Below are 22,368 nucleotides of genomic sequence, written 5' to 3'. Positions count from 1 at the left end.
CTGCGATTCGGCAAGCTTACTTGCCGCTGCCGGTCCGGCGCTGCAGCTGATCGCGCAGGTTCGGCGGCGTGCCTTTGATGGTCAGCGTGTCGGTGGCCGCATCCCAGAAAATGCGCTCGCCAAGCAGCATGGCGTCGAAGTTCAGGCTGATGCCGCCGCCGCTGCCGGCAAATTTGGTCAGCTGGCGCAGCGTGCCGCGATCCGCCGGGAAGCTCTCTTCCAGCTCATACCCTTGCTCGCTGGAGAACTGCATGAAGTCTTTCTCGCCGAGCGGCGACAGCTCCTGCGACAGCGCCTGCAGTTCAATCTCTTCGCCCGCCTGCAGCTGTTCATTGCAATAGCTGTACACCTGCTGGCGCACCGACTGGCGCTCGTTCTTGTCCAGCTGCGCATCGGCGCAATAGTCGTCTACCGCCTGCAGCAGCCCGCGGTTTTGCGCCTTGGTGTCCAACCCTTCGGACGCCGCCAGGAAGTCCATGAAGAAGTCGGCGACCTTGCGGCCCACGCGCCCGCGCAGGAAGGTCAGGTAGCGGGTCGATTCCGGGTTGGTTTCCCACTCGGTCAGATCGATGCGCGCAACGATATCGGCGTTGTTGATGTCCAGATAGTGCGTGGTGTTGATATCCAGCTCTTCGTTGACGCGCATGCTGTTACGGCTGTTCAACACCGCGATCAGCAGGTACTCCACCGCCAGATAGCGGTATTGGCCGAACAGTACCACGCCGCCTTCGGCGAACGGATACTTCGCCAGTTCGTCGCGCAGGCGGCCGGTCGCCGCGCGGCTGAAGGCCAGAAAGTCTTTATCGTCCTTGCGGCAGGTGCGCAGCGCTTCCGCCAATTCGCTGCCTTCGTTGAACAGGCCTAAGGCCTTGCTCTTGGCGCTGTAGACGCGATGCAGTTCCGCCATCATTTCTTCCACCGCCGCGTTGGCGGGAAGCAAGGAATCGCGCAGCACCACGTCCAGCGTTTGCTCGTCGCGTTTCACCAACTGATGCAGAGCGATCTGGTCGATATCCAGACTCATGGTAAATCCTCCTGTTCTTTAGGCGCGTATTCAAACACTGAAGGCCCCGCCCTGCAATACTAAAAAACTGCGGCAAACCGGAAAGGCGCAGCGAGGGGCCGCCCCGGCGCGGGCGAACGATTTCCCGAATGACAGGAAGTGATAAAAGAGCGGAAAATCACTGTCCTATACGGTAAGATAGAGCACTTTGCAGATTACTAAGCGCAATTTTATGCCACAATCATCCCGTTACAGTGACGAACACGTTGAACAACTGCTCTCAGAGCTGGTCAATGTTCTGGAAAAACACCATACCCCCACCGATCTTTCCCTGATGGTGCTGGGCAACATGGTCACTAATTTGATCAACACCAGCGTTGCCCCCGCGCAGCGGAAAACCCTGGCGAGATCGTTCGCGGAAGCCCTGCAGGCTTCTGTCCGTGAAGATAAAGCGCATTAATATTGACTTATGGTGACAAACCGTCAGCGTTATCGTGAAAAAGTCTCCCAGATGATCAGCTGGGGGCACTGGTTCGCCTTATTCAACATTCTGCTCGCCCTTGGGCTGGGTAGCCGCTACCTGTTTGTCACCGACTGGCCCGCTTCCCTGCTGGGCCGCGTCTATGCTCTGGTCAGCCTGCTGGGGCATTTCAGCTTTATCGTGTTCGCCGGCTATTTGCTGGTGATCTTCCCGCTCACCTTCGTGGTGATGTCGCAGCGGCTGCTGCGATTTATTTCCGCCGCGCTGGCCACCGCCGGGCTCACGCTGTTGCTGGTCGACAGCGAAGTGTTCTCCCATTTCCACCTGCACCTCAATCCGGTGGTGTGGGATCTGGTGGTCAACCCGGACCAAAGCGAGCTTTCGCGCGACTGGCAGCTGATGTTTATCTGCGTGCCGGTGATCTTCCTGGTGGAGATGCTGTTCGGCACCTGGAGCTGGCAAAAGCTGCGCAGCCTGAATCGCCGCCGTTTCGGCAAGCCGCTGGCGACGCTGTTTATCAGCGCCTTTTTCGCGTCGCACCTGATTTATATCTGGGCCGACGCCAACTTCTATCGCCCGATCACCATGCAGCGAGCCAACCTGCCGCTCTCGTACCCGATGACCGCGCGCAAGTTCCTCGAAAAACACGGCCTGCTCGACCAGCAAGAGTATGAGCGCCGCCTGGTGCAACAAGGCAATCCGGAAGCGGTGGCGGTGGAATATCCGCTCAGCGATCTCAGCTACGGCGATAAAGGCAGCGGCTATAACCTGCTGATGATCGTGGTAGACGGCATTCGCGCCAAAGACGTGGCGCAAGACATGCCGGCGCTGACGCGCTTCGCTCAGGAAAACGTGCGTTTCAGCGATCATTACAGTTCAGGCAACCATGCCGATACCGGGCTGTTCGGCCTGTTCTACGGCATTTCCCCGACCTATCTGGACAGCGTGCTCGCCGGGCGCAAGCCGTCGGCGCTGATCAATGCGCTCAGCGATCAAGGCTACCAGCTGGGGCTGTTCTCCTCCGACGGCTTCAACGCCAGCCTGTACCGTCAGGCCCTGTTGACCGACTTCTCGCTGCCGACGCCGGCGCCGCAAAGCGACGCGCAAACCACGCAGCAATGGCAGCGCTGGCTGACGGATCAGGGCGATAAAGAGCCGTGGTTCTCCTATATCAACTTCAGCGGCGCCGAGCCGGCCGAAGGTGCCAAAACCCCGGCGCCGGCCGACTTTATCCAGCGCTATCGTACCGGCGCGCAAGACGTGGACGCCCAGATAGCCCAGGTGCTGGACACCCTGAAACAGCGCGGCCTGCTGGACAAAACCGTGGTGGTGATCACCGCCGAGCACGGCGTCGAATTCAACGACAGCGGTAAAGGCCAATGGGGGGCCGGCAACGGCTTCAACCAGGCGCAGCTGCAGGTACCGTTGGTGATCCACTGGCCGGGCACCCCGGCCCAGACCATCAGCAAGCTGACCGGCCATAACGACGTGATGCGCACCCTGATGCAACGGTTGCTGCACGTGAAGACCGCGCCGAAAGACTATTCGCAGGGCGAAGATCTGTTCACCGCCCAGCGCCGCAACAACTGGATCGCCACCGGCGATGGCAATCAGCTGGTGATCACCACGCCGACGCAGACGCTGATGCTGGACAACAGCGGCAACTATCGCGTCTACGATCAGAACGGCGATGAAATAAAAGACGAGAAACCGCAGCTTGCTCTGCTGTTGCAGGTGCTGACCGATGTAAAACGCTTTATCGCCAACTAACTGCTTAAAACTAAAGCAATCAAGTAGCGAGGCGCTTGCATTAACATCGGGAATCGGTAGTATGAATTTTCATAGCGTCGGCATGTAGCGCAGCCTGGTAGCGCACCGTCATGGGGTGTCGGGGGTCGGAGGTTCGAATCCTCTCATGCCGACCAAGCTCAAGAAAACCTGCTGTTGTAGCAGGTTTTTTTTCGTCTGCACGCTGAGAGGATGAGAATCTCCGAAGGAGGTCTGAGCCGAGCGCAGTGAGACCACGTTGCTTTAGCAACGGCCCGCAGGGCAAGCATCGAAGATGCGCATAATCCTCTCATGCCGACCAAATTTAAGAAAACCTGCTGTTACAGCAGGTTTTTTTTCGTCTGCCGTTTACGCGGAAAGTTTGACGATCGCCGCAGGAATGCCCTGGCGCACCGCCGCACCGGTTACCCAATCCAGCCAGGTGTTCGGCACTTCGCGCGTCGGATCGGCAAAGCCCAAATCGTTAAGGTTGATGCCGGCGGCGATGCGCTCATCCATCGCCAGCGGTTCGCCGTCCAGGTAGTGCTGGCTGGCGCCCATCTCCCGGTGGCCGTAGCCGTGTTCCACCGCGATCACACCGGGCATCACCCCCGCCAGCAAACTGATCTGCGCCTCCCGGCTGCCGCCCGGCGTACTGATGCTCACCCAGTCACCGTGTTGAATGCCGAAACGCACCCCGTCCGCCGGGTTCAGGGCCACCAGGTTCACCGGCTTCACGTCGTGCAGGCGCCGGATCACCGCGGTGGAGCTGCTCATCACATTGGATTTGAAGGACATCAGCCGCAGCGGCCACTGCCGCTCAGGGTAGAGCTCTTCCACCGCGCGGCCGTCCGACAAACGCGCCGGGTAACAGGTGGGACAGCCGCTGAAACGCTCGCCGGTGATCGCATGGCGGTGCTTTGCCACTTCCGCATTCCAGATCTGCAGCGGCTTCTCCCAACGGTTGCCCACGCTGCCGTCGCGGCGACCGCTGTCATGATCGGCGAAGCGGCCGCCGCGGCTGTAGATAAACGCCACGCGGTCGATTTCATCGGCGCGCAGCGTCTGCGCAAGCTGCGGCAACAAGCGATCGACGCCGCACAGCGCCAGCTCTTCCGCCCTCGCGGCCGGCACCGGCGCCTTGCCGGCAAACGCCACGTTGGCGGCGGCGCGCAGATAATAATCCTCGGCGCGGTTGAGCGGCAGCAGCCCGCCCTGGCCGTCGCCGATCGCGCGATCGCCAAACCCCGGCAGCCCCAGGCGTTTGGCGACGGCGATGCAAAACGCCTCCATGGAAATCGGCTGCCCTTGCGCCGTTTTCGCGGTCGCCGGCGTCACTATCGGCCAGCGCGCGGTAGTGGCCTTGCTGGCGACGCCGCCCCAGGGAGCGCTGAATCCCCAGCTCTCAAAGTTATGGGTATCCGGGATGATATAGTCGGCCAGCGCCGTCGTTTCGTTGATAAACGCATCGATGGCGATAAACAGCGGTAAACGCGCCGGATCTTTAAGCCGCTCCTCCGCCACGCCGCGCAACCCGGCAATACCGTACAGGGGGTTGGTCATGTTCGAGATCCAGGCTTTGAGCCCGTACGGATACCCCGCCAGCGCAGACGTCAGCAGCTCGGTCAACTGCCCAGCGACGAACGGATACCAGGGCGCCCTGGCCGGCCAGGGTGAAACGCCCGCCGCCACTTTTTCGCGGTATTCGTCGGAGGTTTCATAGGCGGCCTTGCTGCGCGCGATATTCAGCCCCTTCGGTTTTACCAGGCCGGGAAACTCGACCAGGTTATAGCGCGGCCCCTCGGCAAAGCCGTTGAATTTGCCGCCGCCGACGAACACTCCACCCTCCAGGCTAAGGTTACCGATCAACACATTGAGCATCATCACCGACCAGGTATTGTAAAACCCGTTTGCCGCCATCATCCCGCCATGGGCGATCACCGCCGCCTTGCGCCCATGGGCGGTAAAAGCCTCGGCCAGCGCCGCGATGCGCGCCACCGGCACGCCGCATTCCCGGCTGTACGCCTCCGGCGACAGTTTATCGGCGGCCTCTTTCAGACACTGGAAACCACTTTTCACCGCCACCTGCGCGCCGTCGTGCAGCGTCACCGTGCGGGTTACCCACAGCTCGGCACGGTCGCACGCCTCGGCCGGCACCAGCTCCCCCGCGCCGTTGACGACCAGCGGCGACGCCGACTCGGCGCCGTTCAGATGAGCAAGCGTCAGATGCTGCCCCGCCAGCGGGTGCTCGCTCTCGGCGATCACCAGATGCGTGGCGTTGGTCCAGCTCTTCTCGCCGGCACGCTGCATGGCGACCTCCGACGGGATGGCGAGATAGCCGGCCTGATAACGCCGGTTGTCGAGGATCCACTGGATCATCGCCATCGCCAGCGCCGAGTCCGTGCCCGGCAATATCGGGATCCAATGGCCATGATCGTCCGCCAGCGTGGTGGTCAGCGGCAGCGCCGGCGCCACCACCGCATAGCGAAACTCGCTGCGCAATCTGGCGCTGGCCAGCTGCCGGGCCTGGCGCTTGAACGGGTTGCCGGACTGCGCCGGCGAGGTGCCCATAAACAGCGCGAATTCGACCTGTTCCCAGTCCGGTTTCACATGCGGGTTCTTGTCCAGATCGTTCATCAATGCACCGGAGCCGGCACGGTAGGCCAGCCCACAATAAGCGCCGTGTGCGCCGAAGTTTTTGCTGCCGAAGCTGTTCTGGGCGAAGCGCCGCAGGAAGCTGTCGCGCCCGTCGTCACCGGCGTTGGTCACCAGCAGCTGGTTGGCTTTCGGCCCCAGCCCCGGCCGCCGGGCGTCGATCGGCGTTTCCAGATCGCGGATCGCCCGCAGGCCGTCCACATGCCCCTCGCCGAACAGATCGCCGCCCTCCACCACTTCAGCGATCAGCTGTTCGAAGCTGATGCGTTGCCACTTGCCCTCGCCGCGCTTGCCGACGCGCTTCATCGGCTCCAGCACGCGCAGCGGGCTGTAAAGCCCCTCCAGCAGCGTGGCGCCGCGCGCGCAGGCGGTGGAACGGGCGTCGAGGCCGCTTTCGCCGCCCAGCTGCGCCAACGCCTCCTGCAACGGCAACGCCGAGTCGACGTGCCGTTCCTGAGACAGCGGATGATAAGGGTTGCCGGCAATGCGCAATACCCGATCGGTCTGCCTGTCCACCCGTACCCGCACGCCGCATTGCGTCCAGCAGCCGAAACACTGGGTCATTGAGATGGCCTGCTGCGGATTGCCTTGCCATTCCGGCATTGCCCGCCCTTCGGGCAGCAGAGAGTTGCCGTTGATGCGATCCAACGTCACCCGCCCTGAGGTGCCGTGAATCAAGCCGTCGATCGCCCGTTTGGCGACCTCACGATAGCTCAGGCCAAAAGCGGACAACCCGCCGAAGGCCAGGCCCACTTTCAACCACTGACGCCGGGTGAGTTTAGCCATGTTGTTTTCTCCGCAATAAAAACGCCTGTGCTTCACGCACCATGATCATTAACGCCAGCCACAGCCCGAAAGTGCCGACGATCGCCAGCAAGCCGTCGGTACCCAGCGGCAGGCTATAGAGGGAATAAGACGCGTTGTATTTCGGGAGGGTTTGCACCTCGATCAACAGCGTCCAGCGCATTAGCCAGCTCAGCCCCAGCGCGCCGGCCACCAGCAGCGGCGCGCCGCCGCGCGGCAAACGTCGATAGGCGGCCCAGGCGGCACACGCCAGCGCCAGTGCCCACAGCGCGATCCACCCGGCGGCATACTGACGTGCCGTCGCCTGCGTCTGCAGCCAGTGGCGTACCGCCGCGCCGGATAGCGTATCGCCGCACACCCACAGCAGGATCGCCCCGCCGAGCAGCAACAGCGTCAGCAGCATCCCGCGCGCCAGCGGCGCTTGCAGTCCGGGCCGTTTGCGCATCGCCAACAGCAACAGGGCCAAGAGCGCCTGCAGCGCGCTGAGGAACATCACGATCGGAAATCCGTAGCTGAACCAGATGGGGCGGGCGCGCACGACGGAAACCTCACGCCCGGTGTACAACAGCAGGCCGATAGCTACCAGCGCACAAGCGGGCGCTATCCCACGCAGCAGCGCCACCCGCCTGCCCGTCAGCCGCGTAAATTCGATCGCGATAAACCACAGGCCAATCAACAAGGTAAACAGCGGCAAGAACAGCGCGCCCCACGGCATCCACGACCAGGGCGTCGGGTAAGCGTAGAAATGCCAAAAGCGGGCGGTTTGATGCAGGTCGGCGGTCAACGCCAGCGGCGCGGTGATGGCACACGTCAGCCCGATAAACAGCGCCATGCGCTCCAGATGCGCGGCGTTATCTCCACCGCGCCAGCGCCACACGCAGGCCAGCAACGCGGCGCAGGCGGCGATGCCGATAAAGAAGAAATATTGCACGGCCCACGGCAGCCAGCTCACCGCCTGCGGCTGGCTCAGCACTTCTGCGATCATCAGTTGGCGGCTCATCGTCCCTCCCCCCATAAGGCGACCTGCGCCCGGCCCGGCAGCGGCGTGACGAAGGCGTCATCCAGCCCCAGATAAAAGACGTGAGGCGCGGTTTTATTCTCCGGCTTGAGGACTTTGATCTCGGCCTCATGGCGCCGCAGCAGCTTGCTCAGCGTGCTGTGCGGATCGCGCATGTCGCCGATGATCCGCGCCCCGCCCACGCACGACTCCACGCACGCCGGCAACAATCCCGCTTCCAGCCGGTGCACGCAGAAGGTGCATTTGTCCGCCGTTTGGGTGGCGTGATTGATAAAGCGGGCATCGTACGGACAGGCCTGCACGCAATAGGCGCACCCCACGCAGCGTTTGTTGTCGACCACCACGATCCCGTCCTCGCGCTGGAAGGTGGCCTGCACCGGGCATACCGGCACGCAGGGCGGGTTGTCGCAGTGGTTACACAGCCTGGGCAGCAGCACGTTGGTCGCCACCGCTTCGCCTTCGAGGCTGACCTGGTACTGGTTTACCGTGGTGCGAAACTCCCCGTGCGGCGTCTGGTTTTCAATGGCGCAGCTCACGGTACAGGCCTGGCACCCGACGCAGCGCCGCAGGTCGATCAGCATCGCGTAGCGGCGGCGAATATCCCCCTCGCGCCGCGTCGGCGCCCACGTCAGCCCGGCTTCCGCCATGGGGATCAGCGAAGCCCCCGCCGTCAACACGCTCAGCCGCTGCAAAAACTGCCGTTTACCGAAATCCATGCGCCTCTCCCACACCCTAGGCATCACCCCGATCACGCTATTGATGCCCGTTAGATGAATAAACAATGTCGATGATTTACAGTGTAAAAATGGCATTGGGCTCAGCTCTATTGTGGTTAACCACATACCGAACCTAACGTTGATCTAAAACAAGTGACGGCAGGCAGATTGCCCATCAGGAGGGGCCGTGAGGGTCGTGTTATTACTGCTGCTCAGTCTCGGCTGGGGGATGGCGGCACAGGCGGGCGAGTGGTCGGTCGGCGTGCTGGCGATGCGCGGCGATGCGGCGACCGCGCGTGACTGGCAGCCGCTAATCGACAGGCTCAACGGCAGCGTCGGCGGTGAACGCTTCTGCCTGCGGCCGCTCGATCTGGCGCAGATGCGCGAGGCGGTCAATCGGGGCAGCGTGCAGTTCGTGGTCACCAATCCGGCGCAGTTTGTGCAGCTGAACAGCCACTATCATCTGCGCTGGCTGGCGTCGTTGCGCGCCGCCAACGGCGACCGGGCAACGGGCAACATCATCGGCAGCGTGATTCTGGTGCGGCGCGACAGCGGCATTACGACGCCGCAGGCGCTGATGGGCAAAACGGTGGGCGCCATCGATCCGCAGGCCTTCGGCGGCTATCTGACCGGTTATAAGGTGCTCAGCGATGCCGGCATACGGCCCGAGCGCGATTTTCACCTGCGCTTTACCGGTTTCCCTGCCGACGCCCTGCTCTATCTGTTGCGCGAACGCGCCATTCAGGCCGCCATCGTCCCCGTTTGCCTGCTGGAGAAAATGGATCAGGAAGGCCTGATCAATCCGGCGGATTTTCGCCCGCTGTTGCAACAGGCCGCGTCGGTTCCCTGCGTTACCAGCACGCCGCTTTACCCCAACTGGTCGTTCGCCGCCCTACCCGGCCTGGATAACTCACTGGTGGATGCGGTGGCAAGAGCCTTGCTGACCGCACCGCCGCAGTCACCCTTCCTGTGGGGCGCACCGGCCTCGACCAGCGAGGTGGAAGCGCTGCTGCGCGCCGTCAATCAGCACCCGGAACAGCGGCGGCTGTGGCTGGATATCAAAAGCTGGCTGATCCAGCATCAGACGGCCGTCGGCCTGTCGCTGGCGGTGCTGGCGCTGTTGATCGTCAACCACATCTGGATCGCGCTGCTGGTACGCCGGCGCGGGCGGCAGTTGCTCCATGCCGGAGAGCAACTGCGGCGGCAGGAGCAGGCGCTGGAGAACGCCAGGCAGCTGAACGTGCTGGGGGAGATGGCCTCCGGCTTCGCACACGAGCTCAATCAACCGCTGGCGGCTATTCGCCACTATGCGCAAGGATGCCTGATCCAACTGCGCAAAACGGACGCCGGGCATCCGCTGCTGGGGCCGCTGGAAAATATCGACCGACAGGCGCAGCGCGGCGGCGAGACGATTCATAACCTGCGCCAGTGGGCACAGCCCACCGCAGAGGCGATAGACCAAACGCGCTGGCAGCCCGCTGCGGTAAGCGAAACCGCCGAGCGGGTGTGGGCGCTGCTGCGCCTGACGCAGCGCTATCCAGACCTGACGTTGTTCAACAACGTGGCGCCTTCGCTGACGCTAACCCTGCCGCCGGCGCTGCTGGAACAGCTGCTGGCGAACCTGCTGCTGAATGCGGCGCAGGCCGGGGCCAATGCCGTCTGGCTTTCCGCCACCCAGAGCGAACGGGCGATCGAGTTGCATCTGCAGGACAACGCGGGCGGCATGACAATGGCCGGGCTGGAACAGGCTTTTCGCCCCTTCAACACCACCAAAGCCGGCGGCATGGGGCTGGGGTTAGCCATTTGTCGGCGCCTGGCCCGCTATGGCGGCGGCGAAATCCGCCTGGCTAACCGCCCCGCCCCCGACAGCCGCAATGGGCTGTGCGTAACGCTGCATTTCATATTGAACGATGAGGAAAACCATGTCGCTAATTCATCTGGTGGACGATGACGTCGCCGTCACCGACGCCTGCCATTTTTTGCTGATCAGCCTCGGCCACGACGTGCAGTGCTGGAATGACAGCACCGACTTTTTGGCGCAGGCCGACCTGTTTCAGACCGGGATCGTCTTGCTGGACATGAGGATGCCGAAACTCGATGGGCACCAGGCCTACGCTGAGCTGCGCCGCCTCGGCAGCACGCTGGCGGTGGTGTTCCTGTCCGGCCATGGCGACGTGCCGATGGCGGTGGAGCAAATGAAGTACGGCGCGGTGGACTTCCTGCAAAAACCGATCGCCGCTGAACCGCTGATCGCCGCCCTCGAACGCGCGCACCGGGTTTCGGCCGCAGCCTGGCAACGCCATGAAACTTACGGCCGCTACCGCACGCTTACGCCGAAAGAACGCGACATCGCGCAGCTGGTAGTGCGAGGCATGATGAATCGGGAAATGGCGGAGCGGCTGAATATCGCGCTGCGCACCGTGGAGGTTCACCGGGCGAAAGTGATGGAGAAAATGCAGGCCGCTAGCCTGGCGGAATTGGTGATTCAGCTGCAGGCTCTGCCGCCCACGCCCCGGGAGTGAACGTATAAAGCCCTCATCAAGCTAACGTCCCGTATTCCTCTTCCCATGATTGACACAGCGCAATCCAGGTAATATATTCATTAGAAATATTAATGAATTACGGTAAAGTCATCTTTTCTCAATCAACAGGCCATCAGCATTCTTCGCATAACCCAGCGTAGCGCTTTCGCCTTCAGGAACCCCGTGAGGGAAAGGAGAGGCGTTGCCTTGAATAAAGAGAAACGATGGCCATGCGACATGGCTCAAGCATCATTGCGCCACTATCTGGCCGCTTGGTTGACGCTTTAAATAAGTATGGATTATGAATAACAGAAGAACACGGACTAAATAAGGAATAAAAATGCAAGGAAATCTCAAGCTCTATGGCCTTTTTGTTGGCCTGACGGTGACCATTATGATCACCTGCGACACGTTGGTTTATAAGGTCTTTGATATCTATGGTTTTAAAATAACGGCCAGCGGCATTGTATTCTCCCTGTGTTTCTTGATCTCCACATTGCTTACTGAGGTTTACGGCTATAAATTGTCGGTCAGAGCAATATGGATCATGGTCTTCTGTCAAAGCTTATATGTCATAATACTTAATCTCTCAGCCGTTATTCAGCCAGAAAACAACGATATCGCCACGCACTATTATTCTTTGTACCACGAATTCTGGCGAGTCATGATCGGTACCTGGGTGTCCGTTCCGGTCGCTTATTTCGTCAATGGCTTCATTATTTCAAAGATGAAGATTATCTTCTCCGGCAAATACTTCTTTATCCGATATATTGTGGGCTCCATGTCTACGCAGGCCGCCCTGTTGCTGACAGCCTATCCGATCAGTCTTTCAGGAAAATACACCTTCATGGAGTTGGTTAACATCATAAGCACAACCTGGTCTTATAAAGTTGTCGTCTCCATTGTCTTGCTGCCGCTCGCCATCGCCTTAGTCGAGTGGGTGAAGAAGATAGAAAACACCGATCACTATGATTGGGGCACCTCATACAATCCATTTAAGTAATATCAACAGGGTCTAGCATGAAAGTAATTCAGATTAGCGACATACATATTATGCCTAATGAAAGCGCGCTGGCTTCGAAGCATCTTGCTAATTTCGACAGGGCCATTGACTTCATTAATGCCAATGCAGATAAAATCAATGCCGACTTAATCATTGTGACGGGTGACATCTCTCATGATGGCGATATCCCCTCTTATGAGCGCTTCTTTAAGATAATGAACCGCACTTCCTTACCTTTCTATTTTTTCCCAGGCAACCATGACAACAAAAAGAACCTGGACGATGCAGCCTATAAACAGGGCGGCAACTATGATATAAACTCGTTTGAAGATGACGAATGGCGCATGCTCAGCATCGACTCGGTGGTTGATAACGAAGATTTCGGCAGGGTCTCGACGCATGCGCTCGACACGCTTGAAAAAGCCATCGCCGCAAGTGGCAATAAAAAGGTCGCCGTCTTCTTGCATCATCACCCTATTCCTGTAGGCACCCCGATTGTTGATAGCTGTATGTTAAACAATGCTGAGGAGCTATTGAGCCTCTGCCAACGATTAAACGTTAAGTTTATCGGCTCAGGCCATGCGCATACGTTATTCCAAAGAAAGCTGGGGGAAACCTTAATCTCTGTTTCCCCGGCAATTTGTTCGCAATGGAAAAACGGCACAAGCGATGTCAGCAGCATAGACAACTCGGCTTTCAGCGTAATTACGTTCGATGAGCATATTCACGTCGAACCCTGGTTTATTTAATCAACGTCAGTATTGTTTTTTTAGACTTGTCGCTTTTCTTTGCATTTTTCAAAGAGGCAGAGAGTGCTCTGCCTTCTTTTACCCCGGCATAAAAGGCTATTTTCGTCGCATCCAAGGACTCGGTTTTGTCGACAAGATCGCGATCCTTTAGGAAATCCGCCCCTGATATTGATATCGAGTCAACGTCGTTTTTCAACGTCCACATACAGTTTCTTTTTTCTTCATGAATCGACAGTTTGGCCGAGGCGATTTTTATTTTAGACTCGGTCTCGGCGATAAAAGCGATGTCTTTCGGGTTAACGTGCCTGAGAAAATCGCCCTCGATGAGTTGCCCCCAGTTTTTTTTCACGAAAGTATGGGTGCCAAACTCTTTGAAAAGCCAATATCCATCCGCCGTTCGGATCACGCTGCGATCTAACGTATAGAGGTAACTGGGAGAGTATATTTTTCTTAGCCTTCTCATTATGTTAAATAAATCCATTTATTTCAGCCTCTTTATCGTTTTCAATAGAACACCGACGATCGCATAATCGCTATAGGACTTCACGCTGCTATCTGAATCTAATGAGATATTTGTAAACAACAAGTCGTCGTCAGAAACAAAAACTCGCCTTAAGCATATTGGGTAATTTTTCAGCTTAACCAGGACGATGTCCCCATCACAAAATGGCTCCTTGAGGGAGATCACACAATACGTTCCACGGTCTAATTCAGGCGACAGTGAATTATTCGTTATCTCTGCCACAAACAGCGAATCGTCCGTCATGTCATCGACTTCCGTCGTATAGGTATCTGCCGTTCTGACCCTGTTGGCCAGAAAACGCTCTACATCGCTGTAGCTAATGAGCGGCAGCGATCTCACATTGTGTTTGGCCTCCCCTGTGACGCTTAAATCCTTGTCAGTCAGCTCCCCTACTTTTACGCTGAAAAATTCACCAATGGATGCAAGCGTGGCGATCGTGGGATTCCCCACCCCTTTCCTCAGATTATTGATGGTGGCAATACCTATCCCTGTTTCGCTGCTCAACCGACTGGCGTCAATCCCGTGCATGCGCATGAGGTAAGTGAGGTTTTCGCCTATCATTTTCAATGACATACCATTTTCTTCTGATATTTTAATGTTGTTTGGTTGCATTATAATGTTTTAAACCTATACTTTAGCGTCATTAAAGTGAATTAAAAACATTAAACCACTTCCAGGGTGGGCATGACAATGACCCTGGGCGAGAGACGGACGAAAAACACAAAAAACCTATTGTAATAAAATGATTTTATTGCAAACCATCGTTCTTGATGAACGTGACTGGTTTTTATTGAAATGATTCATTTTACTTATAAAAACTATCTAAGCAGGCTAACTCATATCCCGTTCATCAAGCTTCAGAGGCGCTTGACAACGCCCGGGATATCTTCATCGCATTCACGCCATAGCTGCCGCGGGAGAAACCTAAAATACTGATCATTAACCTCGCAGCAATTTAGTGCAAGAAAGCCCACCTGGAGAGCAAACCGCATCCCGGTTTAATTTTAAACGAAATGAGATGAATGCCTTATTCAGCGCTCATAGAGCGACTATTGCCCAACACTCGGGATTTTTTCTCCGTCAGAACGCGAAGACGCTGCGTCAGCGCCCGTAGCGCCGAGTTCCGGCGCATACCTGCGTTGAGCAACATTATGCCAAGAACGGCGACCAGAAAGGTGGCGCCGGGCCTCCAACACCAGGGAGCCCCGGCCCGACGCCACCGCCTTACGTACTGATTTTTAAGGGAGAAAAATGCAGACTGCGGGAATGATCACGCCCTTTGAAGATTCACGCGCGAAGTGAGCGGGGAAAATGCAGGCCAGTGGCCAGACATAAGAAAATGATTCTGCGGCAGGCTTAGCCCTCCGTAGCGCAAGCAAGAATGAACGCCTCATGCAAAATTGCTTTCCCACTCTTGCCAACCCGCCTTCCTCAGGCCAGAATACTGTACATTAAATCAGTGTTTACAGGTGAGTCATGTTTGTAGAATTAGTGTACGACAAGCGCAACGTCGCTGGGCTACCCAACGCCGCCGAGATTATTCGCAACGAGCTGGAAAAACGCGTGCATGCGCTGTTTCCTGATGCCGAAGTGCGCGTAAAACCGATGCAGGCCAACGGCCTGAACTCCGACGCCAGCAAAAGCGATCGTGAGAAGCTGAACCGAATGTTGGAAGAGATGTTCGAAGAAGCGGATCAGTGGCTGGTCACGGATATTTGAACTCTATCTGATAGCCGGTTCACCCACCGGCTATATTTCCAGCCAAAACTGATGGCCAATGCCGCCCCTTGTTCTGCCAGCAACATTTCGTCCCACCCGCTCTATACTAGAATAAAATGCAAACTTTAGGCTGGAACGATTCATGAAAAACGGATTAGCAGAATCCTCCGACTACCCCGTCAATCAGTGGTCACAGGAACTTGAAGGATTACGTGGTTTGGCATCTCTTTGGGTTGTTTTGGGTCATATCTGCATTTTAACCCGCTTTCATTTCCCTATTCTTTCTGTCCCTGCTATCGGCGTAGATCTATTCATCCTGCTTTCTGGCTACTTAATGGCCAAAAATTATGTTGAGCGTAAGGAACAGGAACCCTGGACCGACGCGTCGACTTTCAAAAAATTTTGGACTCGGCGATTCTTTCGCATCGCGCCGCTATACTACGTCTTATTGGCTGTGGCAATTGTATTTGGTAGCTACTTCGGTGAGGCCAGAGACATCATTGGCCACTTCTACAGCGAAACGCAAACCAACAGCTCACGCTATAGCAATCATTCATTCTTGAATATATTTACGCACGTCACCTTTATGTTTGGCTTTCTGCCTGATTACTCCTTCAATACGGTGCTCCCCGACTGGAGCATCGGTTTGGAAATGCAGTTCTATTTACTTTTTCCATTCATCATGTTGACAGTCTTGAAACAGGGATTTGCCCGTGCATGCCTCGCGGTTGTCTTGCTGTGCGGACTCGCCAAATTTTTAGTACCGGACTACTTTGCTGCATTCCCCATGCCCTCCATGATCCTCATAAAGCTGAACTTATTTATTGGGGGTATGCTGATGGCTGAATCAATCCGCAGTAAGAGTGTTCGCTATGTCGTTTTTGCTTTATTAGCTGTACTGGGTAGCGCGTATCTGCCAAACGAATTGAATAAATACCATTTGCTCGCTCAAATAGGTCTTATCTTAATGATGGTCACGATGCTTTGGGCCAGGAATGAAGAGAGCAAGTGGTCGCGCGTGCTGCGCTTGCCGCGCTGGTGCCTGACAAACCGTTTCAGCGTATTTCTGGGAGATGTCTCATACTCAGTCTATTTGCTCCACCTATTGATAGTCCTACCGGTCGTTGCCTATTTGCTCTCAAACACATCATTTGCTGAACTTTCTTCAGTAATGCGGTTCATTGTTGCATCAGGAATCATTCTCCCGCTCACCTATGGTATCGCAACGTTGCTGTACCACTTTGTTGAGAAACCAGGTATCAAACTCGGCAAAATGCTTATTAGCCGCAACCAAACGAAAGCTGTGGCGCTACGGTAATTGCCTATCAACACTCAATCTGATGGCTGCTTATCGGTTAACTTCAGCACCACCTGAGAAACTCCTTCTCGTGGCGCTTCCAGTAAAAAATCCATAACAAAAAGCCCCAGCATCGCTGCTGGGGCTTCTATCATGGTGCCGGCTACCGGAATCGAACTGGTGACCTACTGATTACAAGTCAGTTGCTCTACCTACTGAGCTAAGCCGGCTGAATTTGGCGGAAGGACAGAGATTCGAACTCTGGGAGCTGTTACACTCGACGGTTTTCAAGACCGTTGCCTTAAACCACTCGGCCATCCTTCCAATGGGCGCTGATATTAGCGATACCGTTATGAAATGTCTATCGTTTTCATGCAAAAAAATGGCACAACCGGTGCAGTTGCCTAAACTTCAGGCCTTAAACGCTTAAAAAATGAAAAGCCCCGCGCAAGCGAGGCTTTTTGTGTCGGCCGAAACGCGATTATTTCGGCTGAGAATCGTAGTCTGAACAGGTTTGATAGCCCTTGTTCATGACATGGCCCGTGTCGTTGTAGCTGACAAAGTACGTTTGCACTTTGCCGTCGCGCGGCGCCACCGCATAGGTGTCGCAAGTGCCCTGCGCATGAACCAGCGTGGCGGTGGTCGACGGCGGACCGGCGATAGCCCGCACCTGCTGCTTGGTCATCCCTACTTTGACATCGCTGACCACCGGCTCATTGACATAACTGGTTGCGCGGTCATAGGCGGTGCAGCCGGCAAGAATGGAAAATACCGCCGCAGTGCCGACGGCCAAAACCAACTTCTTCGTCATAGCTTGTCCTCTTGGAGTGCGTTTGTTGTCCCCTAAGTCTAGAAGTGGAAAGGCTTTTCTACAAACTCCCCTTTGTCGATCGGTGCGCTTTTCCTCACGAGCGGCCATCGCGGGCGCGACGTCAGATTCAAAAACCGAAATCGCTCAGGGCCGGGACATCATCCGGCCGCCGGCCGAGCGGCCAGTGAAAACGCCGATCCTGTTCGCGGATCGGCATGTCGTTGATGCACGCATGGCGGTTGATCATCAGCCCCTCCTGATTGAACTCCCAGTTTTCGTTGCCGAAGCTGCGATACCAGTTGCCGGAATCGTCGCGCCATTCATAGGCGAAACGCACCGCGATGCGCGCGCCATCAAACGCCCACAGTTCCTTGATTAGCCGATACTCCAGTTCTTTCGCCCATTTGCGTTGTAAAAAACCGACTACCGCTGTGCGGCCTTCGACAAACTCCGCGCGGTTACGCCAATGGGTATCGAGGGAATATACCTGCGATACGCGTTCAGGATCGCGACTGTTCCAGGCATCCTCCGCCAGCCGCACCTTCTCGATGGCGGATTCGCGGGTAAAAGGCGGCAATGGGGGTTTAATGCTCATGTTCATCTCCTGAGTGAAGGTATGTAGACAACTCTGTCTACAACATTACGCTAGCGCATGTAGACAGAGTTGTCTACAATCACTCGGAAATAGCCCAGGAGAAAATGATGACCGCCGATCTCAACGCCTTGCCCGCCCGCCAGCGCATCCTGCTGACGGCGCACGATCTGTTTTATCAGGAGGGGATCCGCGCCACCGGCATCGATCGCATCATCAAGGAATCTGGCGTAACCAAGGTGACGTTTTACCGCCATTTTCCCAGCAAGAACGACTTGATTACGGCGTTTTTGGCCTATCGCCACCAGCAGTGGCTAGCCTGGTTCAGCACAGCGTTGGCCAGGCATGTGACGCAAACCGGCGGGTTGCTGGCGGCGCTGGCGCCCTGCCTGGCGGAATGGTTCGACGATCCGCGCTTTCGCGGCTGCGCGTTTATCAATACGGCGGTGGAACTTGCCGACCTGCTGCCGGAAAGCCTGCACATCGCCAGCCAGCATAAGCGGCAGATGGCGGACGAGCTGGCACGTCACCTGCCCGCCGGCCCACAGCGGGAACAGCACTCAGCGATGTTGGCGATGCTGATCGACGGCGCCATCGTCAGAGTGCAGATAGAGCGGCAACCGCAGGCCGCGCTGCAGGTGCTGAATGCTACGTTGGACATGTTGGCGCAAGGCGGGTTCGATCAGTAATTGGCCCAAATGCCCGGCGTCACCAACTCCAGCAGATGAGCGTCGGGATCGCGAAAATAAATGCTCTCCCCGCCGTGTTCCCAGCGCATCCGCCCCTCTATCTCCACGCCGTTGACCATCAGATGCCGTTCCCAATGCGGCAGTTGGTCTTTCGCTACCGCCAGCCCGATATGCGCCGGCCCCACGCCATCGTGCGCGGGAATAAACCCGGTCGGATAGTGCGCCCCACGCAGCGAGTCGCCCTCGATAAACAGCAACAATACGCTTCGATCGCCGACGTTATAGGCGCGAAACCGTTCGTTGGCAACCATCGCCGGCAGTTGCAGCACCTCTCGATAAAAGGCGTCCGCGCGTTCAATATCGCTGACGTACAGCACCGTTTCGATCACCTTGTCGATCTTGAGTTCCATATCACCTCCGCTCTGTTTGCTGTACTGACAGCGTAGGCCGAGCGAGGGCTAGCCGAAGCGCTTCCCGTGCCGACAACGGATCAATCCGTGCTTTACAGGCAAAAAAAAACGCGGCCCGAAGGCCGCGTGATGACGTTCACACTGAGGTGCTTAGAACTGGTAAACCAGGCCCACGGCAACCACGTTGTCGGTGTTGATACCGGCAGCTTGGGTGAAGTCGTTGTTGTCCAGCAGGTTGATTTTGTAGTCAACATAGGTGGACATGTTTTTGTTGAAGAAGTAGGTCGCGCCCAGGTCGACGAATTTGACCAGATCTTCATCACCGTAGTCCTTGCCGTTACCGGCGCGGCCCAGATCCTTACCTTTGGTCTGGTTATAGCCCACGAACGGACGCAGACCGAAGTCGAACTGGTAGTGCGCGTAGGCTTCGAAGCTCTGCGCCTTGTTGGCGTAACCGAAAGCATCGCTGGTAGAGCTACCGAAGCGCGCCGCGTTGTAAGACTGGGTGAACATCACGGCCAGGTAGGTGTCGTTGGCGTCATATTTCAGGCCACCGGAGTAACCTTCCGCCTTGTCGCCGCGGCCCATAATGTTCTGGTAGCCGCCACCGCCGTTCTGCTCGCTGGTACGACGAGAGTTGAAGAAGGCACCGGCGGCACTGATGCCGTAACCCATGTCATAGCTCATCGACATGCCGTAACCTTCACCGTTTTGGCCCAGGACATCACGGCCGTTGTTGGTCTCTTCAGCGCTGCCGTTCTTACCCTGGTACTGCAGGGCGAAGTTCAGGCCGTCAACCAAACCGAAGAAGCCGTTGTTACGGTAGGTCGCCAGACCGCTGGAGCGCTGGAACATGAACTGGTCAGCGCCGTAGGTCGAGCCGTCGAACTCAGGCTGCAAGTCGGTGTAAGCCGCGACGTCGTACAGCACGCCGGTGTTACGACCATAGTCGAAGGAACCGTAGTCGCCGAATTTCAGACCGGCGAAGCCGTAACGGGTGAAGTTCTTGTTGTCCTGGTTTTCAGCGTGGTTCAGGTTAGCCTGATATTCCCACTGGCCGTAACCGGTCAGCTGATCGCTGATTTGCGTTTCGCCACGCAGGCCAAAACGCATATAAGACTGATCGCCGTCCGCGCCATCATTGCTGGAGAAATAGTGAAGACCGTCGACTTTACCGTACAAATCCAGTTTATTACCGTCTTTGTTGTAGATTTCCGCCGCGCCTGCTGTGCCTGCAACCAGCAGTGCGGGTACCATCAGAGAGAGTACTCGAAGTTTCATCGTTATTATCCTCGTTAATTATGTCGAGCTACGGCCACTGCCCTTTTCGAGCATTATTAGCACGACTGTGCATTACCATTCTGGTAACAAGGGTTATATTAATCCAGAAAGAAAATGATACCAAGTATCCGATAGTGTTTCATTGTAATTAATAAAGGTTTCAAAATGTAAATACGCGCGAACTTTCACAAAACATTACAGACAAACAAAATAAAGCACTTAAAGACAAAGAATAGATTAATTGATAAAAAATCATGTAGTTATACATATCTTTAAGAAAAAAAAGGCAACCATACAATTGAATCGGGCAATAAGCACATTGTGCCAAAACGCTGTCCGCACGCAGCCGCTATAATCACCTCGCTATCATCATTATTTTCATTATTACCTTCATTATCCGAAGATAATTTCAGCATTCCTTTAACCGGCTTCTGGCCGGTTTTTTATTTTCCTCCACACTCTCCTCACAATTTCAGCTCGTACAAATAGCAAGCAAATAAATAACCTCATGATATAGTTTCACTAATTCACTTCCGCACTAATTGCTAATCTTTTCTGTTATTTTAGTCTATAAATTGAGCTTGCTTTTCATTTCGTGCTTTATCCCATCCTTTATTTCTCGCCGCAGGCATAATTAGCCGCGGAGTTTCACTTCTGATAGCCTGAAAAAAAGCTCACCCTCAGCGAGTAAAGTTATGATGCCCTTTCAACCCGACGTGCTGTGGCAGCGGCTGCAAAGCTCCCCCTTCCGCGCCCGTTTCCGTTTAAATGCCAAGGACCAAACCTACCTCGACGACAAGGGATTGCCGCTGATCCTCAGCCATGCCCGCGATTTCATCGACCGTCGCCTGGCCGCCGCCCATCCTAAAAATGACGGTAAGCAAACGCCGATGCGCGGCCACCCGGTGTTTGTCGCCCAACACGCCACCGCCACCTGCTGCCGCGACTGCCTGGAAAAGTGGCACGGCATACCGCAGGGTATCGCGCTCGACCAACGGCAAAAGGCGTATATAGTCCAGGCGATCGCCCTGTGGCTGGTGCGCAGAGGCGGTGCCAGAGAGGAGCCAAACGCGAATCTTTTCGACCCGGATCGCGGATTGTGATAAAAACTGTCAGTAACTTTCGCCACTCTTTTGACCCAAGATCCTGACGCTTACATGACAGCCACCTTGTGCAATGAACAGCAAACGCCCGGCGTTCCTCAACAGATCGCCACCCGCCTGGCCTTTTTCGTCGCCGGTCTTGGCATGGCCGCCTGGGCGCCGCTGGTGCCCTTCGCCAAAACGCGCATCGGTATCGATGACGGCTCGCTCGGCCTGTTGCTGCTCTGTATCGGTGCCGGTTCCATGCTGGCGATGCCGCTGACCGGTTTCCTGACCGGCAAACTGGGCTGCCGCGCGGTGATCCTGATGGCGGGGCTCGGGTTATGCATCGATCTGCCGCTGCTGGCGCTGATGGATTCCCTCGGCGGCATGGCCGTGGCGCTGCTGCTGTTCGGGGCAGCGATCGGCATGATCGACGTGGCGATGAACGTTCAGGCGGTGATCGTTGAACGCGCCAGCGGCAAGGCGATGATGTCCGGTTTTCACGGTTTCTTCAGCATCGGCGGCATTGCTGGCGCCGGTGGCGTCAGCGCGCTGCTGTGGCTGGGCCTGACGCCGCTGCAATCCACCCTGCTTACCGTACTGGCGGTGATAGTGCTGCTGGCGCTCGCCAGCCGCCATCTGCTGCGTGAGAGCGGCGCCGACGACGGCGGGCCGATGTTCGTTTTGCCGCGCGGCTGGGTGATGTTCATCGGCATCCTGTGCTTTATCATGTTTCTGGCGGAAGGATCGATGCTCGACTGGAGCGCGCTGTTCCTCACCACGCTGCGCGGCGTCGAACATAGCCAGGCCGGCCTGGGCTATGCGCTGTTTTCCATCACCATGACGCTCGGCCGGCTCAATGGCGATCGGGTGGTGAATTCGCTGGGCCGCTACCGGGTGCTGCTGCTGGGCAGCCTGTGCGCCGCACTCGGTCTGAGCCTGGCCATCGCCTTCAATCACGCTACCGTGTCGCTGGTCGGTTTCATGCTGGTCGGCCTGGGCGCCTCGAACGTCGTGCCGATCCTGTTCAGCGCGGCGGGCAACCAGCGCGACATGCCGGCCAATTTGGCGATCGCCTCCGTCACCACCGTCGGCTATGCCGGTATTCTGGCCGGCCCGGCGCTGATCGGCTTTATCGCTCAGTTTTCCAGCCTGACGGTGGCTTTCGCCTGCGTAGCCGCCCTGCTGTTGGCGGTCACCGCCAGCGCCAAGGCCGTCACTCGCTGATTCAGGAATGCGCAGC

The 22,368-nt window shown here is 56.9% G+C and carries 21 protein-coding genes, 3 tRNA genes and 1 other RNA gene; 13 read left to right on the top strand and 12 right to left on the bottom strand.

The genetic code is table 11. The features are described from left to right. Positions 1-16 precede the first annotated feature (16 nt). Positions 17-1,024 (bottom strand): nucleoid-associated protein YejK, encoded by a 1,008-nt coding sequence (yejK, locus tag WCL58_RS08345; RefSeq protein ID WP_149571280.1) that lies wholly within the window; start codon positions 1,022-1,024, stop codon positions 17-19. 211 nt (positions 1,025-1,235) lie between these two features. On the opposite strand from yejK, the gene WCL58_RS08340 reads away from it, so the two are divergent. The 4 genes from WCL58_RS08340 (at position 1,236) to WCL58_RS08325 (ending at position 3,573) form a co-directional block, all read left to right on the top strand. Beyond that, positions 1,236-1,463 (top strand): YejL family protein, encoded by a 228-nt coding sequence (locus WCL58_RS08340; protein WP_004935782.1) that lies wholly within the window; start codon positions 1,236-1,238, stop codon positions 1,461-1,463. 9 nt (positions 1,464-1,472) lie between these two features. Continuing rightward, positions 1,473-3,254: an LPS biosynthesis-modulating metalloenzyme YejM gene (yejM, locus tag WCL58_RS08335; protein ID WP_102984354.1), complete on the top strand. Its 1,782-nt coding sequence runs from the start codon at positions 1,473-1,475 to the stop codon at positions 3,252-3,254. A 78-nt stretch (positions 3,255-3,332) separates the two neighbouring features. Continuing rightward, positions 3,333-3,409: transfer RNA gene (locus WCL58_RS08330), tRNA-Pro, on the top strand. A 34-nt stretch (positions 3,410-3,443) separates the two neighbouring features. Beyond that, a non-coding RNA gene (locus WCL58_RS08325) (RtT sRNA) lies at positions 3,444-3,573 on the top strand. Between the two features lie 47 nt (positions 3,574-3,620). Here the strand turns inward: WCL58_RS08325 and ttrA are convergent. The 3 genes from ttrA to ttrB are packed head-to-tail and all read right to left on the bottom strand — an operon-like array spanning position 3,621 to position 8,444. Beyond that, the gene (ttrA, locus tag WCL58_RS08320) at positions 3,621-6,692 is read right to left on the bottom strand and encodes a tetrathionate reductase subunit TtrA (RefSeq protein WP_147840089.1); all 3,072 of its coding nucleotides are present in this window, start codon (positions 6,690-6,692) and stop codon (positions 3,621-3,623) included. Further along, positions 6,685-7,710, bottom strand: a complete 1,026-nt coding sequence (gene ttrC / locus WCL58_RS08315) for a tetrathionate reductase subunit TtrC (RefSeq protein WP_070914527.1) — start codon at positions 7,708-7,710, stop codon at positions 6,685-6,687. The genes ttrA and ttrC overlap by 8 nt, the downstream gene beginning before the upstream one ends. Further along, entirely contained in the window at positions 7,707-8,444 is a 738-nt protein-coding gene (gene ttrB, locus WCL58_RS08310; RefSeq protein ID WP_336850862.1) for a tetrathionate reductase subunit TtrB, read from the bottom strand. The genes ttrC and ttrB overlap by 4 nt, the downstream gene beginning before the upstream one ends. A 229-nt stretch (positions 8,445-8,673) precedes the next feature. Between ttrB and ttrS the strand changes: the two genes are divergently transcribed. The 4 genes from ttrS to WCL58_RS08290 all read left to right on the top strand — a co-directional run bounded on the left by ttrS (position 8,674) and on the right by WCL58_RS08290 (position 12,718). Then, the gene (gene ttrS, locus WCL58_RS08305) at positions 8,674-10,395 is read left to right on the top strand and encodes a tetrathionate respiration histidine kinase TtrS (protein WP_336851041.1); all 1,722 of its coding nucleotides are present in this window, start codon (positions 8,674-8,676) and stop codon (positions 10,393-10,395) included. Next, a complete protein-coding gene (ttrR, locus tag WCL58_RS08300) occupies positions 10,367-10,966 on the top strand; it encodes a tetrathionate respiration response regulator TtrR (protein WP_141959783.1) in 600 nt (199 codons plus the stop codon). Before ttrS ends, ttrR begins: the two co-directional genes overlap by 29 nt. A 340-nt stretch (positions 10,967-11,306) precedes the next feature. Beyond that, the gene (locus WCL58_RS08295) at positions 11,307-11,969 is read left to right on the top strand and encodes a VUT family protein (protein WP_025303625.1); all 663 of its coding nucleotides are present in this window, start codon (positions 11,307-11,309) and stop codon (positions 11,967-11,969) included. A gap of 17 nt (positions 11,970-11,986) precedes the next feature. Continuing rightward, positions 11,987-12,718: a metallophosphoesterase family protein gene (locus WCL58_RS08290; protein WP_336850861.1), complete on the top strand. Its 732-nt coding sequence runs from the start codon at positions 11,987-11,989 to the stop codon at positions 12,716-12,718. Here the strand turns inward: WCL58_RS08290 and WCL58_RS08285 are convergent. After that, positions 12,711-13,199: a hypothetical protein gene (locus WCL58_RS08285; RefSeq protein ID WP_060420144.1), complete on the bottom strand. Its 489-nt coding sequence runs from the start codon at positions 13,197-13,199 to the stop codon at positions 12,711-12,713. The genes WCL58_RS08290 and WCL58_RS08285 overlap by 8 nt on opposite strands. Beyond that, the gene (locus WCL58_RS08280; RefSeq protein WP_197812333.1) at positions 13,200-13,853 is read right to left on the bottom strand and encodes a helix-turn-helix domain-containing protein; all 654 of its coding nucleotides are present in this window, start codon (positions 13,851-13,853) and stop codon (positions 13,200-13,202) included. A gap of 864 nt (positions 13,854-14,717) precedes the next feature. Here WCL58_RS08280 and WCL58_RS08275 point away from each other — a divergent pair. Continuing rightward, positions 14,718-14,960: a DinI family protein gene (locus tag WCL58_RS08275; protein ID WP_336850859.1), complete on the top strand. Its 243-nt coding sequence runs from the start codon at positions 14,718-14,720 to the stop codon at positions 14,958-14,960. A gap of 142 nt (positions 14,961-15,102) precedes the next feature. After that, entirely contained in the window at positions 15,103-16,278 is a 1,176-nt protein-coding gene (locus tag WCL58_RS08270; RefSeq protein WP_336850858.1) for an acyltransferase family protein, read from the top strand. A 133-nt stretch (positions 16,279-16,411) separates the two neighbouring features. Here the strand turns inward: WCL58_RS08270 and WCL58_RS08265 are convergent. From WCL58_RS08265 to WCL58_RS08250, 4 genes are all read right to left on the bottom strand, one after another. After that, a tRNA-Thr gene (locus tag WCL58_RS08265) sits at positions 16,412-16,487 on the bottom strand. Positions 16,488-16,493: 6 nt separating this feature from the next. Beyond that, positions 16,494-16,581: transfer RNA gene (locus WCL58_RS08260), tRNA-Ser, on the bottom strand. A gap of 157 nt (positions 16,582-16,738) precedes the next feature. After that, positions 16,739-17,068 carry an osmotically-inducible lipoprotein OsmE gene (gene osmE / locus WCL58_RS08255; RefSeq protein WP_019453681.1) on the bottom strand — a complete coding sequence of 110 codons (330 nt, stop codon included), beginning with the start codon at positions 17,066-17,068 and terminating at the stop codon, positions 16,739-16,741. A gap of 127 nt (positions 17,069-17,195) precedes the next feature. Then, positions 17,196-17,663 (bottom strand): nuclear transport factor 2 family protein, encoded by a 468-nt coding sequence (locus tag WCL58_RS08250; protein WP_070915333.1) that lies wholly within the window; start codon positions 17,661-17,663, stop codon positions 17,196-17,198. Positions 17,664-17,770: 107 nt separating this feature from the next. Here WCL58_RS08250 and WCL58_RS08245 point away from each other — a divergent pair, with 107 nt between their 5' ends. Beyond that, entirely contained in the window at positions 17,771-18,349 is a 579-nt protein-coding gene (locus tag WCL58_RS08245) for a TetR/AcrR family transcriptional regulator (protein WP_060439390.1), read from the top strand. On the opposite strand, the gene WCL58_RS08240 is transcribed toward WCL58_RS08245, so the two are convergent. Continuing rightward, positions 18,343-18,759 (bottom strand): VOC family protein, encoded by a 417-nt coding sequence (locus WCL58_RS08240; protein WP_100396406.1) that lies wholly within the window; start codon positions 18,757-18,759, stop codon positions 18,343-18,345. The two genes, WCL58_RS08245 and WCL58_RS08240, sit on opposite strands and share 7 nt — an antisense overlap. A 150-nt stretch (positions 18,760-18,909) precedes the next feature. Continuing rightward, complete coding sequence (gene ompC, locus WCL58_RS08235) at positions 18,910-20,040, bottom strand: porin OmpC (protein WP_038876356.1); 1,131 nt, start codon at positions 20,038-20,040, stop codon at positions 18,910-18,912. Positions 20,041-20,738: 698 nt separating this feature from the next. Here ompC and WCL58_RS08230 point away from each other — a divergent pair. After that, on the top strand, positions 20,739-21,143 hold the full coding sequence (locus WCL58_RS08230) for a DUF4186 domain-containing protein (protein WP_373275086.1): 405 nt from the start codon (positions 20,739-20,741) through the stop codon (positions 21,141-21,143). 54 nt (positions 21,144-21,197) lie between these two features. Next, positions 21,198-22,352 (top strand): MFS transporter, encoded by a 1,155-nt coding sequence (locus WCL58_RS08225; protein WP_047730202.1) that lies wholly within the window; start codon positions 21,198-21,200, stop codon positions 22,350-22,352. The last annotated feature ends 16 nt before the right edge of the window (positions 22,353-22,368 follow it).

It is taken from the genome of Serratia sp. TMDUHS_CL (genome assembly GCF_037137105.1).
Taxonomy (GTDB): Bacteria; Pseudomonadota; Gammaproteobacteria; order Enterobacterales; family Enterobacteriaceae; genus Serratia; species Serratia nevei.
This window is presented reverse-complemented; position numbering and strand designations above follow the sequence as displayed.